Origin of the sequence: Lacrimispora struthionigena (genome assembly GCF_048627165.1) — a bacterium.
Lineage (GTDB): Bacteria > Bacillota > Clostridia > Lachnospirales > Lachnospiraceae > Lacrimispora.
Genome location: NZ_JBMBWP010000002.1, coordinates 1,161,617 through 1,175,196, shown reverse-complemented (window position 1 = coordinate 1,175,196; position 13,580 = coordinate 1,161,617). Strand labels below are relative to the sequence as shown.

16 protein-coding genes are annotated in these 13,580 nt (G+C 42.6%); 3 read left to right on the top strand and 13 right to left on the bottom strand.

What is annotated here, in order from left to right:
• Nucleotides 1–10: 10 nt before the first annotated feature.
• Genes ACOAOT_RS14635 through ACOAOT_RS14625 form a run of 3 tightly spaced genes read left to right on the top strand, consistent with a single transcriptional unit; the run spans nt 11 to nt 3,693 of the window.
• Complete coding sequence (locus ACOAOT_RS14635) at nt 11–502, top strand: GNAT family N-acetyltransferase (RefSeq protein WP_420217664.1); 492 nt, start codon at nt 11–13, stop codon at nt 500–502.
• A gap of 50 nt (nt 503–552) precedes the next feature.
• On the top strand, nt 553–2,529 hold the full coding sequence (locus ACOAOT_RS14630) for a glutathione S-transferase C-terminal domain-containing protein (RefSeq protein ID WP_420217663.1): 1,977 nt from the start codon (nt 553–555) through the stop codon (nt 2,527–2,529).
• Between the two features lie 18 nt (nt 2,530–2,547).
• Nucleotides 2,548–3,693 carry a M20/M25/M40 family metallo-hydrolase gene (locus tag ACOAOT_RS14625; protein ID WP_420217662.1) on the top strand — a complete coding sequence of 382 codons (1,146 nt, stop codon included), beginning with the start codon at nt 2,548–2,550 and terminating at the stop codon, nt 3,691–3,693.
• Here the strand turns inward: ACOAOT_RS14625 and ACOAOT_RS14620 are convergent.
• Genes ACOAOT_RS14620 through ACOAOT_RS14560 form a run of 13 tightly spaced genes read right to left on the bottom strand, consistent with a single transcriptional unit; the run spans nt 3,688 to nt 13,569 of the window.
• Complete coding sequence (locus ACOAOT_RS14620) at nt 3,688–4,395, bottom strand: acylneuraminate cytidylyltransferase family protein (RefSeq protein ID WP_420217661.1); 708 nt, start codon at nt 4,393–4,395, stop codon at nt 3,688–3,690. The genes ACOAOT_RS14625 and ACOAOT_RS14620 overlap by 6 nt on opposite strands.
• The gene (gene neuC / locus ACOAOT_RS14615) at nt 4,395–5,558 is read right to left on the bottom strand and encodes a UDP-N-acetylglucosamine 2-epimerase (protein ID WP_420217660.1); all 1,164 of its coding nucleotides are present in this window, start codon (nt 5,556–5,558) and stop codon (nt 4,395–4,397) included. The genes ACOAOT_RS14620 and neuC overlap by 1 nt, the downstream gene beginning before the upstream one ends.
• Nucleotides 5,555–6,550 (bottom strand): N-acetylneuraminate synthase, encoded by a 996-nt coding sequence (gene neuB / locus ACOAOT_RS14610; RefSeq protein WP_420217659.1) that lies wholly within the window; start codon nt 6,548–6,550, stop codon nt 5,555–5,557. Before neuB ends, neuC begins: the two co-directional genes overlap by 4 nt.
• The gene (locus ACOAOT_RS14605) at nt 6,543–7,190 is read right to left on the bottom strand and encodes an acetyltransferase (RefSeq protein ID WP_420217658.1); all 648 of its coding nucleotides are present in this window, start codon (nt 7,188–7,190) and stop codon (nt 6,543–6,545) included. Before ACOAOT_RS14605 ends, neuB begins: the two co-directional genes overlap by 8 nt.
• Complete coding sequence (locus tag ACOAOT_RS14600) at nt 7,187–8,233, bottom strand: nucleotidyltransferase family protein (protein ID WP_420217657.1); 1,047 nt, start codon at nt 8,231–8,233, stop codon at nt 7,187–7,189. Before ACOAOT_RS14600 ends, ACOAOT_RS14605 begins: the two co-directional genes overlap by 4 nt.
• A 21-nt stretch (nt 8,234–8,254) precedes the next feature.
• Nucleotides 8,255–9,403: a LegC family aminotransferase gene (locus ACOAOT_RS14595; RefSeq protein ID WP_420217656.1), complete on the bottom strand. Its 1,149-nt coding sequence runs from the start codon at nt 9,401–9,403 to the stop codon at nt 8,255–8,257.
• Nucleotides 9,404–9,425: 22 nt separating this feature from the next.
• The gene (locus ACOAOT_RS14590) at nt 9,426–10,406 is read right to left on the bottom strand and encodes an NAD-dependent 4,6-dehydratase LegB (RefSeq protein ID WP_420217655.1); all 981 of its coding nucleotides are present in this window, start codon (nt 10,404–10,406) and stop codon (nt 9,426–9,428) included.
• Between the two features lie 11 nt (nt 10,407–10,417).
• On the bottom strand, nt 10,418–10,654 hold the full coding sequence (locus ACOAOT_RS14585) for a hypothetical protein (RefSeq protein WP_420217653.1): 237 nt from the start codon (nt 10,652–10,654) through the stop codon (nt 10,418–10,420).
• Nucleotides 10,655–10,669: 15 nt separating this feature from the next.
• A complete protein-coding gene (locus tag ACOAOT_RS14580; RefSeq protein ID WP_277408635.1) occupies nt 10,670–10,966 on the bottom strand; it encodes a hypothetical protein in 297 nt (98 codons plus the stop codon).
• Nucleotides 10,963–11,289, bottom strand: a complete 327-nt coding sequence (locus ACOAOT_RS14575; RefSeq protein ID WP_420217652.1) for a peptidase associated/transthyretin-like domain-containing protein — start codon at nt 11,287–11,289, stop codon at nt 10,963–10,965. The genes ACOAOT_RS14580 and ACOAOT_RS14575 overlap by 4 nt, the downstream gene beginning before the upstream one ends.
• Nucleotides 11,290–11,316: 27 nt before the next feature.
• Nucleotides 11,317–11,481, bottom strand: coding sequence for a hypothetical protein (locus tag ACOAOT_RS14570; protein WP_420217651.1), 165 nt, complete (start codon nt 11,479–11,481; stop codon nt 11,317–11,319).
• Between the two features lie 41 nt (nt 11,482–11,522).
• Entirely contained in the window at nt 11,523–13,241 is a 1,719-nt protein-coding gene (locus tag ACOAOT_RS14565) for a motility associated factor glycosyltransferase family protein (RefSeq protein WP_420217650.1), read from the bottom strand.
• Nucleotides 13,242–13,278: 37 nt separating this feature from the next.
• Complete coding sequence (locus ACOAOT_RS14560) at nt 13,279–13,569, bottom strand: hypothetical protein (RefSeq protein ID WP_420217649.1); 291 nt, start codon at nt 13,567–13,569, stop codon at nt 13,279–13,281.
• Between the last annotated feature and the right edge of the window lie 11 nt (nt 13,570–13,580).

Sequence of the window (13,580 nt, the reverse complement as noted above, 5' to 3'; positions counted from 1 at the left end):
GGCGGACAGCATGTCTGAGATTACATTTAAAACAACAAAAGAAAATATCAACTGGCAGGAGGTATCCGATGTTCTGCGCCGTTCTGGTTTATCCAATCACACCGCAGAGGAACAGGAGACTATTTTCACAAACAGCTATGCAGTGGTCTTTGTCTATCACGAAGAAAAGATAATAGGCGTCGGAAGAGCGCTGTCTGACGGTGTCTGTCAGGCAGCTATTTATAATATCGCACTTGATAATGAGTTCCAGGGACAGGGAATAGGAAGAACCCTGATTACAAAGCTGCTTGATCAGGTCAGGGGTCAGAATATTATTCTCTATACCCATCCAAGAACAGTAGCCCTTTATGAAAAAATGGGATTCAGAAGAAATAAGACTGCGATGTGCATCTTCAGCGGAACCGAAGATTCTTTAAACTGGATGGAAAATCAGGGATTTATGCTGCCTCAGACATTCCGGTTTGCAGATGAGTATGGCAGAGAAGATATGAAACATAAATAAATCCTGATTGATGGGATTTAAGGGAAGAATAAGAGAAAGAGGGAATCGGAATGTCAGAAAAGTTTATTAAAGAAGAAGTCCAACAGGATGGAACATTTAAACGCCAGAAAAATCGTTTTACAACTCCATTTGGTACAGAGGAGGGAAATCTTCCGGTGGAAGCGGGACGATACCGTCTGATCTGGTCTCCTGCCTGCCCATGGGCACACCGGTCTGTCATCGTAAGAAGGCTTCTTGGACTGGAAGATGTCATAAGCCTTGGAACCCTTGATCCGGTCAGACCGGATGTAGGGAGAACGGACTGGGCGTTTACGTTAGATGAGGATGGAATAGATCCGGTGCTGGGAATTCAGTATTTAAGTGAGGCTTATTTAAAAGCGGATGAAAATTACAGCGGAAGATTTACCGTACCTGCAGTGGTTGATTTAACAACAAGACAGGTAGTAAATAACGATTATTTTAACCTGACAAAATACTGGGAAGTGGAATGGAAGAAGTATCATAAATCAGGTGCGCCTGATTTATATCCGGAAAATCTGCGCAGGGAAATCGACGAATTAAATGAGATTCTATACCATGAAATTAATAACGGAGTCTATAAGGCAGGTTTTGCAAGAAGTCAGGAAGCATATAACGAGGCTTATAATCTGGTATTTTCCCGCCTGGACTGGCTGGAAGAAAGGCTTGGTAAAAGCCGTTATCTTTTTGGAGACAGCATTACAGAATCCGATGTGCGCCTTTACGTAACGCTGGCCCGCTTTGACAGTGCTTATTTTAATGGCTTTCAGTTAAACCGTAACCGTATTACTGATTTTAAAAATCTATGGGGTTATGTCAGAGATCTGTATTCGTTACCTGAATTTAAGGAGACTACTGATTTTGAAGCAATTAAAAAGCATTATCATTTATGTGCTGTTGCTGGTAATCCATATAAAATCGTACCAAAGGGTCCGGATCTTACCTCATGGAATTTGCCTCATGGAAGAGACAAAATCCAATTTCAAACAGGAAGCACCACAGCACCAAGTCCCCGGCCAAAAGAGATCGAGAATGAAATCGATGAAAGAGGAGCCTTTATCCGCCAGCCCAATCACTTTACAACACCATTTGGAGAGGCAGAAGGAGAGTTAAAGGCAGCGAGGGGACGGTACCGGCTGTTTTGGGCAAAAGGGTGCCACTGGTCTAACCGGGCGTCTATCGTAAGAGAGCTGCTGGGGCTGGAAGAATCGATAGGGATTAATCTTGTGGGACACAGCAAAGAAAATAGTGCATATGGATGGGAATTCGTGTATAATGAGGACAGAAAAGATCCTGTTTTAAAAGCACAGTTTTTAAGCGAGTTTTATTACAATGCTGATCCTGATTACAAAGGGCGCTGCACCGTTCCGGCTCTGGTAGATATTACCACAAAAAAGGTAGTAAATAATGATTATCACAGGCTGACGAATTATTTCGAAACAGCATTCCGTCCGTTTCAGGCGGTTGACGCACCGGATCTTTATCCAGTTGAGTTAAGAAGTGAGATCGATGCCTATAATGACTGGCTGTTTCCGAATGTCAATAATGCTACTTACCGCATGATGTTTGCTCAGTCCCTCACAGCCTATGAAGAGGCTTTTGACGATTTTTACCGTGCCCTAGATCAGATTGAGGAACGGCTGTCTGCCAGCCGGTTTTTATTCGGAGATTATGTAACAGACAGTGATGTCAGACTTTTTGTAACGCTGGCAAGGTTTGATACCCATTACTACAGAAACCTTGGTCCCATTAAACGCAGAGTGGTGGACTATGAAAACATATGGGGATACTTAAGAGATTTATATGTGATTCCTGCATTTCGGAATAATACCTATTTCCGCGATATTGCAGCATCGAGATCGGATAACAAATCCCTTTTCCAGGATTTTAATACCCGCTTTGTGGATCAGATTGATTACGAAGGCATCTGGTCGGCCCCGCAAAACAGAAAACAGTTAAGTAAAACTCCAGAAGAAAAGTTTAAAAGACAGGAATCAGTGACTAAATAATTCCAGGCAGGTGATTGAATGATTAACAGAAGCAGGCTGGTCAGCCAGTTTAAACGAATGGTGGAATTTGATTCAGAGACGTATCATGAGAGAGAAATTGCAGATTATCTGATTGAAGAGATGAAACAGCTGGGGTTTGCCGTGAAAGAAGATGATGCTGGCATTCGTCTGAAAGAACGGATAGCAGGTTATGGAGATGCAGTCCCAACAGGTAATCTTTACGGTTATTTAAAAGGGAATACTGCTGGAGAACCAGTTCTTTTATCCGCTCATATGGATACGGTGAGACCCGGAATCGGGAAGCATGCCGCAGAGGATGAAAACGGTGTGATTACTTCTGAAGGAGAGACGGTTCTGGGAGCAGACGATCTTTCCGGAATTGCAGCGATATTGGAGGCAGTCCGCAGCATGAAGGAACAAGATATTCCCCATCCGGATATTGAAGTTTTGTTCCCTGTGGCAGAAGAAAATTACGGAAAAGGCAGCCAGCTTGCAGACTATTCTACCATCCATTCCAAACAGGCATATGTATTTGACTTAAGCGGTGAGATTGGTAATGCCGCACTGGCAGCGCCCACCCTTTTGTCCTTTGAAATCAAAGTAAAAGGGAAAAACGCCCACGCCGGTTTCTGCCCCCAGCTTGGAATCAATGCCATAGAGATTGCAGCAACCGCAATATCCCGCATCAGGCAGGGGTGGGCTGACGAAGAGACTACGGTTAACATCGGAAAGATAAGCGGAGGAAAGCAGGGAAATATTGTATCTGATGAGTGTATTTTAATTGGTGAGATACGCAGCCTGAAGGATGACCGTGCTATGGAAGAATGGGAAAAACTGAAAAAAGTCTTTGAAGAAGCTGGGGGCTGCCGGGGGGGAAGCATAGAATTTTCCTTTGAAAAGCAGATTGAGGCCTATGAAATCCATGAGGATGAAGAAGTGGTAAAGCGCTTTAAAAGAGTCTGCGATGACATTGGCGTAGAGGCAGTCACTCACAAGACACTGGGCGGCAGCGATAACAACCATTTTGTACGCAATGGAATCAGGGGCATTGTGGTCGCCTGCGGTATGAATGAAGTGCATACCACAAGCGAATACACAACAGCAGATCAGTTGGAGAAAAGCGCTCTTCTGGCTCTGGGGCTTATGACGTACCAGCCCTCATGACGTACCAGCCCTGTCATGAAGTATGAGTTTCGCCAGATAGAACTGATCGCTGTCATCGATGTCGACAGAGTCTAAAGGATTCATAAAATAGGGATAAGTTTTTCCGCTGTAAAAATTGCCATAGTTAAGAAAATTGGGGACAGATGTAAGATAGATGGCGCCGTTGATCCGGAAGCCGGATTTTACATCCTGTCTCCTTATTTGTTTTTTTAAAGAGTCTGGCATTTTAATTTCACCAGTTTCAGCAATTTCCACTGACAGATAACATTTACAGTCATAAGGACAGACACTGATTACGGAATCAGCATGTTTTTCAAACAGCAAATTCATACTTTCCAGGATATGTTCTTCATTTCTCAGGGGAGAGGTAGGCTGAAGCAGCATAAAATAGTCATACTCCTTCCCAAGCTTTTTCATTTCATTTATTGCGTGAAGAATCACATCACCAGAGGCTGCTTTATCACCAGAGAGGTGAGGTGGTCTTAGAAATGGAGCTGAGGCACCAAGTTCTACCGCTGTCTGCTGATAGAGCTTTGAATCGGTAGATACAAGGATATCGTCAAAAAATCCTGCTTTTATACAGGCATCAATGGTATATCCCATTAATGGCTTCCCATTCATTTCTCTGATATTTTTATCCCTGATGCCCTTTGAGCCGCTTCTGGCTGGTATTATTGCAAGAACTCTTTTATTCTGAATCATTACAGTCTCCAATCAATATCATAAAATTCTTTTTCTAAATGAATTCCCTTGTGAAACGCCTCTTTTATGCATGTCAGGATTTTTTTGCTGGTTCCCGGACAATCATAGGGATTTTCGAAAGTATGGTTCTTGAGATCCAGATTCATTGCCTGAGTAATTGCATTACGTATGTTTTCGTAGGTTGTACCGCAGCTGATAACAGAATCCGGCTTTATTCTGCCTTGCTGCCGGAGCCCGATATCCACTGTGGGAATATGGAAGGCGGGAGCTTCCAGAATTCCGCTGGAAGAGTTGCCGATTACAAGCTGGCTCAGACTCATCAGACTTAAATACCGAAGGGAACCTAAAGAAGAAATGTATACCGTCCGCTCCGGATGTTGTCTGGAATAGGATAACGCCATTTCATTGACCTGATTTCCACCAGTGTCTGCGTTGCTCCCCGTAAACACCGTAAATAGCTCTGGAAAGGAATCCAGAGCATCTAAAAGCGGCTGAAACTGATTTTTTGCACTGTAAGGATCCAGTGTAGCCGGATGGTATGTGACCAGGGAAAGAGGGGAGGGCAGAGCTGTATCAAGTGATTCTTCCAGCTGCTCTCTTGTCAGAAGAGTAAGACCCTTAATCCGTTCTATGCCCAGTGCACCTACGTTAAAAACTCTGTCAGGCGATTCTCCCAGCTGGATCACCCGCTTTCTGTATTCTTCCGTGCTGGTAAAATGAAGATAACTCATCTTTGTAATTCCATGACGCATGCAGTCGTCATAAGCCCCCTGAGTCAGCTCACCTCCATGTATATGGGCGATTGGAATTTTACAGATCACTGCGGCACTTGCTGCCGTAAAAATCTCATAACGGTCTCCAAGAAGCAGTATCATATGGGGGGTTAACCGCTCAAAGGCCCCGGAGATACCAATCAGCTCCAGTCCCATGGATTTGCAGATGCCATAGGAAGTGTCACTGGCCAGGTTCATTTCCACCATTTCGTCAATCACAATTCCGTCCTGTTCCATTTCCTGATAATCAAGTCCGAACCGGGTATCCAGATGGGTTCCTGTAACCAAAAGCTGTAGTTTCAAGTCCTGGTCTTTCATTATATTCCGGATTAATGGAGTCAGCAGACCGTATTCTGCCCGGCTGCCAGTTACTACACATAGTCTGATCATTCCCCTATTTTGTCATCCTTTCCATAGTTTCTGTCTGCAAGAGTACCAAGAATCTGAGGAAGCTTCATAGGCGATATTCCGGTACAGCAGCGTTTGGCACAGAGATTTTCCATGGTAAATGGTTCTCCTATCTGAATGTCCTTTGCAGCTACCAGAAACTTTCTTACGTGATCCCGGTTTTTCAGTTCGTCTCCTGCAGGAGCTTTTATTCCGTTTCCCATTGCTTTTTCAATATTTCGCACACTATCAGCCATGTGCTTAAATTCGTCTGGTTCCAGACTCATCCGGTGATCTGGCCCGGGCATGGTTTTATCAAGAGTCATATGCTTTTCAATAACGCAGGCTCCAAGTGCAGCCGCAGCCACCGCTACCTCGATTCCGGCAGTGTGATCAGAATATCCTGTTTTTTTATGAAACGTCTCTCTCAAGGTAATCATGGCGTTTAAATTTACATCTTCCATGGGCGTTGGATAAATACTGGAACAGTGGAGAAGTGTGATATCCTGTCCGCTCAGTTCCAAAAGTTTCAAAGCATCCCGGATTTCTGCGGGCGTTGACATTCCTGTAGAAAGGATAATTGGTTTTTTTAATGTTGCTGCTTTTTTTAAATAGCAGTAATTTGTGATCTCTCCGGATGGAATTTTAATAATCTCCATACCTATGCTGTCCAGATACTCCATGCTGTCCTCATCAAAAGGAGAGGACAGAAACCGGATGCCACGGAACGTGCAGTAGTCGGAGAGAAGCTTAAAATCCTTCCAGGATAATTCCAGATCCTTTAACATTTCAAATTGAGAATTATCCGTTCCTGTATTATGAAACTGATAATCAGCTTTTTTTGCTTTGGGAGTAGCTAATAGCTCTGTACGGAAGGTCTGGAATTTCACCGCATCTGCGCCTGCTGCACAAGCGGCATCAATTAACTGCCTGGCGATGTTTAAATCCCCATTATGGTTAACTCCAGCCTCGGCTATTATCATAACTTTACTCAAAACGACCAACCTCCCTTGAAGGACTCCCATATACCAGCTTGTTTGAGGAAATGTCAGACAGGACCAGGCTGCCTGCACCGATCATGGAATTACTCCCAATGGTCAGATTCTGGATTACAGTACTTCCAGCACCTATATGGGTATTATCCCCTATTTTTACGTTGCCGCAGAGTGTACAGCCAGGTGCTGCGTGAGCAAAACTTCCAACTGTACAGCCATGTTCCAGAATCGTGCCGCTGTTAATGATACAGCCATTACCAAGGCTCACGCCCGCTCCTATGACTGCCCCTTTTCCTATAAAGATCCCTTCCCCCATATGAAGATCTGCGGATAGTACAGCACTTTTATCAATAATGCAAGGGAGTTGGTAGCCGATCGCCTTACACTCTTCAAAAAGCCGGATTCTTGTCTGTGGATTTCCTACGCTACCGATTGCAATTACCGCATATCGGATCCCTCTGCCGTAAATATCTGCAAGAAGTTCATCAGACCCAAGCACCATAATACCGGAGACTGTTATTCCACGGCTTTTGCCGTTGTCTAAGATCCCTTCAATCTGGTATTCTTTTTTTGAACGAATAGTATCAATTACACTTTCCGCATGACCCCCTCCGCCAAGGAGGATGAGTTTCTTTTTCATAGTTTCATTCTCTCAGCCATCTTTTTCATTTCACTGAATTCCCCCATGTCAAGCCATGTGCTGTCCATAACCGGGTAAGCGCCCACTTTTTCGTCATTCTTCATGCACAGGCGGATTAAATCCGGCATGTCAAAAGGTGTGTTCACGGGAATATATTTTAAAATATCACTTTCCAGTACATAAAGCCCTGTACTAACCAGAAATTCATACTTTGGTTTTTCACTCATGGATTGAATACAGCCATTTTGGTCTAAGGAGATCACTCCATAAGGAATCTCATAGTTTTTCATGGCTGTCACAACTGTAATCCGATTTTTGCTTTTTTGATGATAAAGAAGGAGCTTTGCATAATTAATATCAACCAGGATATCGCAGTTGCTGACAAAAAAACTTCCCGGAATCTGATCCTTTAAAAGAGTCAGGGATCCTGCTGTTCCAAGGGCTTCCTTTTCCTCTACAAAGTGAAGATGATAACGCCGATCCCCGTTAAAATATGCTTTAATCAGCTCTTTTCTGTAGTTGACTGTTAAATAGAACTCTGTAAATCCATAGGAGATCATCTGATTCATGATTCGTTCCACAATTGGGGTATCTCCGATGGGAATCAGTGGTTTTGGAATAATCTTTGTATAAGGGTAAAGCCTGGAACCTTTCCCTCCTGCCATGATTACTACCGGAGTTTTCCTTTTCCTTACAGGCCGCTTTTTTTCGTGCTGCAGTTCATTCCAAAAGACCAGATCAAGGACCTGACCGTTGTCATTTACCACAGGAAGCCCTTCAATTCGCTTTTCCTTCATGATATTCAGTGCTTCAGAAAGTTCCTCCTCTTTTATGGCAATGGGGGAGGGGTTCATAATATGATATACTGGCATGGACAAATCCTTGTTTTGCAGAATCCACCGTCGGATATCTCCATCTGTTATAACACCTGTCAGCTTATGATCTTTTACAACCAGCAGCATTTTCTTTGCCGTCTCATCTAATTGCCGGATTGCATCTCTGATTGGAATGTCCGGCGTAACAAAGAATTTTTCCACGTCCATGCCAATCCCTCCTTCCGGTTGTCAGCTTTTCCTTAAAGCTTCTATAACATAGTTTATGTCTGCTTCCGTTATATTCACACTGCAGGGAAGATTTATGATTCTGCTTTGATAGTAAGGCGCTTTTTCAATATGATAGGCCTGGCAGCTCTGATACATGGTCTGGGTGTGATTGAGTTTCCAGATGGGCCTGGTCTCAATCCCTGCTTCTTTTAGCTGTCTCATAAGAGAATCTCTTTTTAAGGCCTTGTTCTTTAAAAGAAGAGAGTAAAACCAGTGATTGCTTCTGGCTTTTTCGTTAAATGGCATCAGCTTTACATCCTCAAAATTCTCAAGCCCTTTCCTGTAATAATTATAATTTTGTTCCTTAATGTGGATATAATCTTCCAGACATTCCAGCTGCCCGACACCAAGGGCTGCCTGCAAATTGGTCATCCGGTAATTGTAGCCAATGTGATTGTGGATATAAAAGAGTAAATCATCCTTTGCCTGGGCTGCCAGATAGGCACACCGTTCCACATCAGCCGCTTTCTTTGCAGTCACCATTCCACCGCCGCCGGTTGTGATAATTTTATTGCCGTTAAAGGAATAGGCACCGAAATCGCCCATGGTACCTGCAAATTTTCCCTTATATATCCCGTCTGTATATCTGGTTCCAAGTGCTTCCGTGGCATCTTCAATCAGTTTTAAGCCATACTCATCAGCCAGACGGACAAGGGTCTCCATATCTGCCATATTTCCAAAAATATGAACCACTGTGATAGCCGTGATAATCCGTTTGGATTTGTTATTTCTAAGACCCAAAGTGGTTTTTGTGCATTCCTTTTTTAGAAAATCTTCCAGTTTCTGGCAGTCCAAATTTAATGAATCATCACAATCCATAAAGACTGGCTCTGCACCCAGATATTTTACAGGATTCACCGCGGCAATAAAAGTCAGTGCAGGTACGATTACTTCCTGACCTGGTTTTACCCCGGAAAGAAGATAAGACAGATGAAGAGCAGCTGTGCCGCTTTGGACCGCAGCTGTTTGCTTTACCTTTAAATAATCAGCCATTTCATGTTCAAATCTGGTTACATAACTGCCCGAAGCAGAGACCCAGCCATTTGAAATTGCCTCGTCTACATATTTTTTTTCATTGCCTTTGATTACAGGCACAGATAGGGGAATCATGGGATGCCTCCTGCAGTTTCTATTAAATGTTATACCGGTCTGTCCGGTAATGGTTTAAATTGTTTTCCATCCAGTGTATGGTTTCTTCCAGACCCTGAGACAAGGTATATTGCTGTTTCCAGTCTGTCAGGGCTTTCAGCTTTTTATTTGATCCAAGAAGTCTGGTGACTTCGCTTTTTTCCGGGCGCAGTCTTTCATTTTCACAGATGATTTCTGCCTTTGGATTAATCTGACGGATCAGCTCCCTGGCAAGTTCCCCGATAGAAATTTCTATTCCGCTGGCTATATTGATTTCTTCTCCTACGGTATGTTCCGATGATTCGATTTCAATAAAGCCGTTAACGGTATCCTTTACATAATTAAAATCTCTGGTAGGGGTGAGACTTCCCAGATGAATGTCTTCCTTTCCGGCAAGAAGCTGACTGATAATTGTGGGAATGACGGCCCTGGCAGACTGTCTTGGGCCATACGTATTAAAAGGCCGTACAATCGAAACCGGAAGAGAAAAACTCCTGTAAAATGATTCTGCCAGCCGGTCCCCGCCTATCTTTGTGGCAGAATAAGGGGACTGGGCTTTAAACGGGTGGGATTCATCAATGGGAACATAGTCGGCACTGCCGTAGACTTCTGAAGTGGATGTAATTAACACTTTGCCGGTTTTAAGGGCTCTTGCAGCCTGAAGGATATTCAGAGTACCTTTTATATTGGTATCCACATAAGAATCAGGAGACTCATAGCTGTATGGAATGGCAATCAACGCTGCCAGGTGAAAAATGGAATCCACACCGGAGACAGCAGCCCTTACTCCATTGGGATCCCGGATGTCTCCGCTATGTATTTCAATTTCATCCTTGATATGTGTGGGAAGGGTATCAAGCCAGCCGTAGGTACCAAAGGAGTTATAGTAGACAAATGCTTTTACCTGATATCCCCGATTGACAAGTTCCTCTGTCAGATGGCTGCCAATAAAGCCGTCTGCCCCTGTGACCAGTACCTTTTTCATGATGTTCCTCCTCACTCATGACGATTGTCAAATACTTTTACCCGGTATGTAACAGTATTGTCCGGGACAGAAAAGCAAAACTCCCCATGTATGTTAGTCTGAGTGAAACCCAGATAGACACCTTCCCAGTCTTCTTCTTTCAGTTCTTCATTAAATACATTTACCATTCGTTCCAAAATAATGATGGCCCCTCTTACTGGAACACGATTTTTGTAGCGGACCATCCCTCTGATTAATCCACGTGCCATGGCATTCCCCCTTAATTAACTGGTAAGGACCGGTTCGTAGATATCGAACTGGTAGTTGATTTGCGGATTCTTTTCTACCACAATGGCAAACTCTCCGAATTGATTGGTCATGACATAACCAAGATCCTTTTTAATAAGAGAGGCCACAGCGATAACACGGACGACTGCGCCTTCCACAGCTTCGCACCGGTTATTATAAACGGTTCCGGTCAGCAGTACTTCAGGAACGTAATCCATGGTAATGACTGCCGAAGCTATATTTCTGTTATTAAAATTCTTTGGTGATATTAAAAGTTCTGTATAGCAGCTCAACAAAAATCCCCCTTTCCCTCAGTGATTAATGGGGCGAAGACCGAAATCTCATATTTCATGTCAGGATGTGCCTCCAGGGAAAAGACATAGCGCCCAGCTTCATCTGTAATTGTGTAACCAAGTACAGCTGAAGTATGATTCACCATATTAATTTGGGTGATCTGTACGGCGGCTCCGGCGCTGGGGGTCTGGTTCAGGCAATAAACAGTTCCCTTAATAATTTGAAAGTTGATTCGGCCAAGATGAAAATCAAAATGATTTTCTCTGCAGGGCAGAAGCCTGGAGCCTCTTATGGTGAAAGAGGAATGTTTATGACAGTCCATGGTTTCGTTTCGCCCCCTTTCTTTTTTTTACTTATTTTCGGTAAAAACGGTCACATTTAACTGCTGGTTGTCTTTCGTAACCTCAGAACTGATAATATTTCCTTCCTGTTCTTTCCCGTTTACAATCATTTTGGAAATTTTCATTTCCTTGTAGTTGTTCTTAATTAATTCAAATTGTTTGTCGTCATCCATATGCATACCCTCAATTCTTATAGGATTTATTAAAATATATGCTATTGGTAGAATTCTGATACCGTTGAGACAATGGTATCCTTAACCTCTGCCAGTATATTAATAAGGCTTTCTAAGTATTCTTTAAAAAAACGTGTCTGATATTGAAGGTCGGAAGTTAACTTGTCAAAATCTTTTGCTGGCATATTATTGTTTCTTTCTTTCATATCATAGAGGAATTCTGTAAAATATCCTCCTAAATACTGGCTGTATGGGTCATTCTCAAAGCTATTTACAATTTGTAAGATATATAGGATTCTTTGAAGATCAATATCGTCTTCATCAACATCCAAAAGAGATTTAGTCTTATTTTCAGATAGGATAATCTGGCACAAATCCAATCCCTGACTGGTTTTAGTCAGATAATTATCCAAAAACTCCAATATGGTTTTAATTGTCTCTTCAGCATTCAGATTCAGCTCAGGATTTGGTCTGCAGGGAGTTTTTTGACCGGAAAAGGTACCTTTTTCCAGTATCTCACTCAGTTCCCTGTGTGGAGCACCTTCAATTTCAGCGCCATAAGAACAGTTAATAAATTGGACACGGGGCTGATCTTTATAACAGCTGATATAATATTCCAGATTTCGTCTGAAGGAATCCAGGGTTATAGTTGTTTCCGTCAAATTCCCGTATATATCTTTAATCAGGATCTGAGCATCATACTGGCTACTGCTGTCAAAGGAAAACAGTGCGCTGTCTGCATGATGTTTTTTATTTGTAAGTGCAAAATCCTGACCGGTAAGAAGAATGGGAGAACAGCCCAGCATGTTGGCCATGTCAATACAGGCATGGGATACAGATCCGCCGCAATAGACCGCTTTTAGATGTTCCATTCCTTTCATCGTATGTGAAAACAGAAGAGAAATCAGAATTTTCCCGCCTTTATAATCCCTGAGAAGATAACGGTTGCTGTATTCATAAAATACCAGCGGCACGTCTAAATCCAGATAATCTTTCATCATTTCGTAATTGACATCTACCGGATCAATGGAAACAACCATATCCGGAACAATTCCGTTCTGAACAAGTGCTTTTACTGTCCTGCTTCCTGTGATGATAAAGTAATCTTTCAGCCTGTCTTTCAGCCTCACCATATCTTTTATATTCTGATCAAGAGAAGATCCGCCAGATACTACAATGGCGGGAACATCCTTATTGGAAAATAAATAGTTATTGACAGGAGTAGCCTGATTAATTATTTTCATGTTTGCAATCATGTTTTGAATGAAAACGGTTTTAAATCGCTTTGCTAAATATACCTGGGAGGCAGCGTTCATAATAGTCCAATCCAGGTGTTCGATAAGCCGGTCATATTCTTTTTGATAGATTTTCTGATAATTTCCAAAAGCATGAAAATAGATATTATTGATATTCTTAAGAGTAATGATCTGCTCAAATATCTGCTTCACCAGTTTTTCTTCATAAAAAACCAGATGGATATTGTCGCTTAAGGCCACCGGAAACTGTTTGAAAACGGAAGGGTTTGGTTCAAAGATAATGACATTATTTTTGCTGCAGAGACATTTTCTCAATTGCTCTAAATAAGCTCCTGTGTCAATGCCGAATATAAAAACAAGAGAATCAAATTTTAATCCATCCAAAGTATTTATAAGATTGCGAATCTCCTGGTCGTAATGTGCAATGTCTGCCAGATATTCATATTTCTTATTTTTTTTTATACGGCAGACTTTATATCCGTCAGAAGTTTTAATTATTTTCATAGCTTCCTCCACAAGAATGGTGGCCTTAAGCCAGTGTCTATAAAGGCGAAAATGCCAGCAGCTGATATTGTCTGCCGGGTATTTTGGGCAGAGAGACCCCATAAGTGCCATCTGCAAGAGAAAACGTGACACCACTCCTTATTACCTGGGAGGGGTCAGCGTCATCAAGGATGCGCACTTCGATGGCAGCATTTGACAAAGTATCTCCGGTAGGGGTGTATACCGTTCCTGTTAGAAAAAGATATGAATCACATGTTAAATTCACATCAGCAGTCACAACTCCGGAGCAAATTAACTGGCAGCCTGTAAAACATAATTTAGATAACATACCATGCCTCC

What these genes read in the sequence shown, in the direction of transcription:
- ACOAOT_RS14635 (WP_420217664.1), top strand. Translation starts at nt 11, where the DNA reads ATGTCTGAGATTACATTTAAAACAACAAAAGAAAATATCAACTGGCAG.
- ACOAOT_RS14630 (WP_420217663.1), top strand. Translation starts at nt 553, where the DNA reads ATGTCAGAAAAGTTTATTAAAGAAGAAGTCCAACAGGATGGAACATTT.
- ACOAOT_RS14625 (WP_420217662.1), top strand. Translation starts at nt 2,548, where the DNA reads ATGATTAACAGAAGCAGGCTGGTCAGCCAGTTTAAACGAATGGTGGAA.
- ACOAOT_RS14620 (WP_420217661.1), bottom strand. Translation starts at nt 4,395, where the DNA reads ATGATTCAGAATAAAAGAGTTCTTGCAATAATACCAGCCAGAAGCGGC.
- neuC (WP_420217660.1), bottom strand. Translation starts at nt 5,558, where the DNA reads ATGATCAGACTATGTGTAGTAACTGGCAGCCGGGCAGAATACGGTCTG.
- ACOAOT_RS14605 (WP_420217658.1), bottom strand. Translation starts at nt 7,190, where the DNA reads ATGAAAAAGAAACTCATCCTCCTTGGCGGAGGGGGTCATGCGGAAAGT.
- ACOAOT_RS14600 (WP_420217657.1), bottom strand. Translation starts at nt 8,233, where the DNA reads ATGGACGTGGAAAAATTCTTTGTTACGCCGGACATTCCAATCAGAGAT.
- ACOAOT_RS14595 (WP_420217656.1), bottom strand. Translation starts at nt 9,403, where the DNA reads ATGATTCCCCTATCTGTGCCTGTAATCAAAGGCAATGAAAAAAAATAT.
- ACOAOT_RS14590 (WP_420217655.1), bottom strand. Translation starts at nt 10,406, where the DNA reads ATGAAAAAGGTACTGGTCACAGGGGCAGACGGCTTTATTGGCAGCCAT.
- ACOAOT_RS14585 (WP_420217653.1), bottom strand. Translation starts at nt 10,654, where the DNA reads ATGGCACGTGGATTAATCAGAGGGATGGTCCGCTACAAAAATCGTGTT.
- ACOAOT_RS14575 (WP_420217652.1), bottom strand. Translation starts at nt 11,289, where the DNA reads ATGGACTGTCATAAACATTCCTCTTTCACCATAAGAGGCTCCAGGCTT.
- ACOAOT_RS14570 (WP_420217651.1), bottom strand. Translation starts at nt 11,481, where the DNA reads ATGGATGACGACAAACAATTTGAATTAATTAAGAACAACTACAAGGAA.
- ACOAOT_RS14565 (WP_420217650.1), bottom strand. Translation starts at nt 13,241, where the DNA reads ATGAAAATAATTAAAACTTCTGACGGATATAAAGTCTGCCGTATAAAA.
- ACOAOT_RS14560 (WP_420217649.1), bottom strand. Translation starts at nt 13,569, where the DNA reads ATGTTATCTAAATTATGTTTTACAGGCTGCCAGTTAATTTGCTCCGGA.